Origin of the sequence: Thermovirga sp., assembly GCA_012523215.1 — a bacterium.
Classification (GTDB): domain Bacteria; phylum Synergistota; class Synergistia; order Synergistales; family Thermovirgaceae; genus 58-81.
Window position 1 is genome coordinate 1 of record JAAYIZ010000211.1, and the last position, 4,732, is coordinate 4,732.

Genomic DNA, 4,732 nt, shown 5'->3' on the forward strand with positions numbered 1-4,732 from the left:
TAAGGCCGGGAAGTATGAATTTCTTGTAAAAGGAAGAACCCATCATCCTGCTGAAAAAACCCCGATCCGCAACTTGATCGCTCATTACGTTCGACACCTCCTGTGTCCAATCTTTCCACCCGTCCCGTTTCAGGACGGCCCTTTCCGCTTACGGACTCTTTCATCGCCTTCCGGCATCACCTCCTCGAAAAAAGAAAGGGACCCCTTTAAAGGGGTCCCTTTATCCCGGTTCGTTGCGGAAGAGTACGGCTCAACCGCGCCAGGAGGGGAACCCCAAGGCGGAAAGGAGAATAATTATGCTAATAAGTCGACCGAAAAAGCCATTCTCCATCCGCATGGGGCTCCCCCTCCTTCACAAAAGGTACATTATGAAAATTGAAGCGTTCAGCGCACTCTATACCGACATGGCCCCTTTGTCAATAGGAGCGGCGGGAACCCGGTAAAGTCATAAGCAGGAGCGTAAAGATATCACCTCAGGGATTTCCCGGGTGTTTTCCCGTTATATTCTTTGTGGTCCACGACAATTTCCCCGCCTAGAATCACGTAATCGATCCCATCGGCCTGTTGACGCGGCTCCTTGTAAGTTGCATTGTCGATAATCACGAGAGGGTCGAAGACAACCAGATCGGCAGCCATCCCTTCCTTCAGGAAACCGCGGTCCTTCAAGCCGAAGCGCTGCGCCGGAAAACCTGTCATTTTCCACAGGGCTCTTTCCAGGGTCATGAGATCGTCTTCCCTCACATATTTTCCCAGAACGCGGGGGAAGGTTCCAAAAGAGCGCGGGTGAGGTTTGCCCTTGGACAAAACTCCGGTGAAGGAGCTAGCGAAACCGTCGGAGCCTACCATGGAGAGCGGATGGACAAGGACCGTTGAACAATCCTTTTCATCCATCATGAAAAGCGCTATGGTAGCTTTTCCTTCAGTTTCCAGGATCATGTCGAGCAGGGTATCCTCCGGTGAAGATCTCCTTTCGGAAGCTATTTCAGTGATGGTTTTCCCTTCGAGGGTTGGCTCATTTTCACAGGAACTGATCATAATATTATCCCAGCCGCACCCTTTTACCAAATTTTCCCAGCCAGGGATGACCCGGTTCAGTTCATCGACGATCCTTTGCCTGGATGCGAGGTCCTTCAGGCGTTCAAGCATGCGCCTGACGCCCCCCTCATGGACCCATTTGGGAAGAAGGCTACTTATAAGTGTTGATCCTGCCGTGTAAGGATAGACATCGCAAGTAACGTCAATACCCTCTGTCCGTGCGTCTTCAAGCATGCGCAGCGACTGGGACACCAGTCCGAAATTCTGCCTCCCCGATGACTTGTGATGGGAAATATGCACCGGGCAGCCGCTTCTTCTCCCGATTTCCAGGGCTTCTTCGACGGACTGTAGCATCTCGGGTCCCTCATTACGCATATGGGTCACGTAAAGTCCGCCATATTCCGCAACTACTTCACACAATTCAGAGAGTTCATCCGTATCCGAATAACAACCAGGAGGATAGATGAGCCCCGTTGAAAGCCCCAAAGCGCCTTCTTCCATCGATTGAGCCAGGGCTTTCTTCATCTCGGTCATCTCTTGCCCGCTTGGCTTCCTGTCGTCGAAACCCATAGCGTAGATGCGAAGGGTCCCGTGTCCCACAAGGGATGCCACGTTAGTGGAGTTGCCCTTTTCATCGACGCGGTCGAACCAGTTTTCCAGGGATCTCCATTTCCAGGACAAGTTTACGTCACTGGGAATAAAGGGCGCCAGGTACTGCTTCAGCTCTTCGATAGTCTCAGGTCTGACTGGTATGAGTGAAAGTCCGCAGTTACCGGCGATCTCGGTGGTGACACCTTGGGTTACCTTGCTTGCCGTATCGTTGATCGAAGAGCAGACAAAATCGAGATGGGTATGGGCGTCAATGAAGCCAGGTGAAAGTGCCTTCCCCTCGGCGTTGATCACAATGGGGGCATCGGCATTCCTGATTTTCCCAATCTTGGCGATCTTGCCGTCTTTGACGGCAAGATCGCCCTTGTACCAGGGACCGCCACATCCATCATACAACCTCGCATCTCTTACCAACAAATCAAACATGGGCGACTTTCCTCCTTAAAAGGCTCCAACGTGGCTTAGCGTTCAACAGCCCGATCATGCCGGTATCTTTTTCGGATATTCTTTACCGAACCAGGTCAGGATGATACCTTTCGGCGTTTTGGGGGTCATGAGACTGATGCCTACGGTCAGGACGAAAGAAACAACCAGTGAAACCACGATAGCGTTCATTCCGAAACTTATTGGATGGTATTTCCCGGCGCCGATGATATAGGTTGCCATACCTCCCGCCATTCCGGCTGCGGCTCCGTGCTCGTTTGCCCTCATCCAGTACAGTCCGAGGATGAGCGGCCAGAAGAAGGCCGATGCCAATCCCCCTACCGCGAAGACCACGATCCATTCAAGCGCAGGCGGAGGAAACAGGGCTCCGAGGAAAATCACGATACAGATTATCGCAGTGGACCATGTCGTGACTTTCTTCAGTTTCGCCGGTTCCGCGTCGGGGTTGATAAAGGCCTGGTAGGCATCCTTGACTAGGGTCGAACTGATGACGATGACCATTGCCCCGATGGTCGACTGTATCGCGCCAGCCACGCCGGCGAGGGTAATCCCCGCCAGCCAGGGCGGCAAAACCCTCATGGCAAGGGTGGGAATGGCGTGATCCGGTACCGCCAGGTTCGGGAAGACGGCCTTCGTCATATGTCCCATCCAAACCAACGCGAAAGTCCAGAGGACGACAAAAATGGTGCCGATCACGATGGCTCGATGCATAGCTTTTGTGTCCTTGTAAACGAGACATCCCATTGCACCATGCGGCATGCCGATCATTACAAGACCAAAAACTATCCACATGGAGAATTGAAAACGGGGTGTCCATGTCCAGGGGGTTATCAGTGCGGGATTCATTTCCGCGATGCTTTTCACCGATGATTCCAGGGGGACAAGGAACCGGAGCCCTCCAATGAAAAGTGCAAGCACAGCCGCCGTCATCACCAGTCCCTGGATTACGATCGCTGCCGATACACCGCGGATTCCCCCGAAAGCAGCGTAGAAGAGCACCACAAGAGCGAAAATCGTGAGTCCAAGCCAGTAGGGCTGTCCCGTCATTGTTTCAAAAAGGCGTGCGCCACCGACGAACTGTGCCACTACATAGCTGCCCATAAAGATTACAATGCCGACAACGCCAATGAATCCCACTATTTTGTTGTGGTTGTATCTATATACGAAAAGATCAATGTAGGACTGGCCGTTTATCCGGCGGGCCACGATGCCGACTTTTTTCCCTATCTCACCCAGGATATAAAAATTCATAAAATTCTGGGCCAACAATACCAGTACCCATGCCAGCCCTACACTATACCCAAGACCGGGGCCTCCAAGAAAAGTTCCTGCGCTACAAAGGCCTGCAGCAATCATAAGCGCAATAACAAGGGACCCCATGCCCCGACCGCCAGTGTAGAATTCTTCTACGAATTTATCTAACGCGGTTTTGTCCATCCGTCGCTTGGAGTAGAAACCGACGACAAGAAGGGCAAGGGAATAAATAATGAAAGTAACGAGGATCACCGTACGGGTCGCTGAAGAAATCTCCCATTCCATATCGAGTCACCTCTTCTCATTTAAAAATTTTTAACTTTTCCCCTTTTCGCCAGTCCCGCCGATATCAGACAGTTCCATATCTTGGAAAACAAAAAGGGAAAGGAAAATGACAATGAATGTAAAAATTACAGAGACGACTATTGCACCAAACCACCATTGCGGAAGGCCCAGGATATACTTGTATTTTTCTACAGGACCTTTCCCCAGCCCGTATGCCACTAGGATCGACACAAAGGTAAAGGCCAACCAGGTGGAAAAGGATATGATCATTTCCTTCTGGCATTGGATGAATCTCGCGTCCACTTCGATCTCGTCAAAATCATAATCCCTGCTGTAGTACTCCTGCTTTTCCAAAAGGGCTCCCTCCTTTTTCCCGACCGTCAGTCTCCTCTCGATAGAGGACGGTGTACCATTAGTTCCCTCAGGTCTGCCCTGCCTCAATTTTTTCCTGGCAATCACCTCCTTGAAAAAAGAAAGGGACCCCTTTAAAGGGGTCCCTTTATCCCGGTTCGTTGCGGAAGAGTACGGCTCAACCGCGCCAGGAGGGGAACCCCAAGGCGGAAAGGATAATAGGCATGTCAAACATGCGGCCTAGATAGCCATTTCCTTTCCTCATGGTGTTCCCTCCCTCACAAGTTGTTCATTGTGAAAAATGATGTTTTGGGAAGCCTATACCAATGATTCTGTCTTGTCAAGGGTCGAGTTGCCTCATGTGGCCGGACGGTGAAAAAAGGCATGGCGAGGAGCGAAGCTTCAACGAAAAACGGCTCGGACGAAATACCGAGCCGTTTCCCGACAACTCTTGCGGTTTGACTCCGATATACCTGGAGACCCCGTCATCACCACGGATTTCAGGCAGGGGTCCGGGCGTTCTTTTTGCTCATCTTGTACAGGCCTATCGTGAAGAGGGCCACGCCGTGGAACAGGAAGAAGGCCCAGCTGATGGTTCCATAACCCTTGGCGATGAGACCGATCAGCCCGAAGGATGCCACGCCCAGGCCAATAAGGGCCATTGCTCCCCCGACCACTCCCCGGTTGGTCCTGGAGAGTTCTTTGCCCTTCCGGTCCAACATCCAGGAGTTGAGCCGTTCGTTGACGGAGTGGA

Annotated in this window: 4 protein-coding genes; all 4 read right to left on the bottom strand. The window is 51.9% G+C overall.

The annotated features are described in order from the left end of the window. Positions 1–468: 468 nt before the first annotated feature. On the bottom strand, positions 469–2,070 hold the full coding sequence (locus tag GX108_06115; protein NLO56611.1) for a D-aminoacylase: 1,602 nt from the start codon (positions 2,068–2,070) through the stop codon (positions 469–471). Positions 2,071–2,124: 54 nt separating this feature from the next. Beyond that, the gene (gene panF / locus GX108_06120) at positions 2,125–3,627 is read right to left on the bottom strand and encodes a sodium/pantothenate symporter (GenBank protein ID NLO56612.1); all 1,503 of its coding nucleotides are present in this window, start codon (positions 3,625–3,627) and stop codon (positions 2,125–2,127) included. 30 nt (positions 3,628–3,657) lie between these two features. Beyond that, complete coding sequence (locus tag GX108_06125) at positions 3,658–3,981, bottom strand: YhdT family protein (GenBank protein NLO56613.1); 324 nt, start codon at positions 3,979–3,981, stop codon at positions 3,658–3,660. A 497-nt stretch (positions 3,982–4,478) separates the two neighbouring features. After that, the coding region (locus tag GX108_06130; GenBank protein NLO56614.1) for a hypothetical protein at positions 4,479–4,732 on the bottom strand (254 nt) is incomplete at its 5' end.

What these genes read in the sequence shown, in the direction of transcription:
- GX108_06115 (NLO56611.1), bottom strand. Translation starts at nt 2,070, where the DNA reads ATGTTTGATTTGTTGGTAAGAGATGCGAGGTTGTATGATGGATGTGGC.
- panF (NLO56612.1), bottom strand. Translation starts at nt 3,627, where the DNA reads ATGGAATGGGAGATTTCTTCAGCGACCCGTACGGTGATCCTCGTTACT.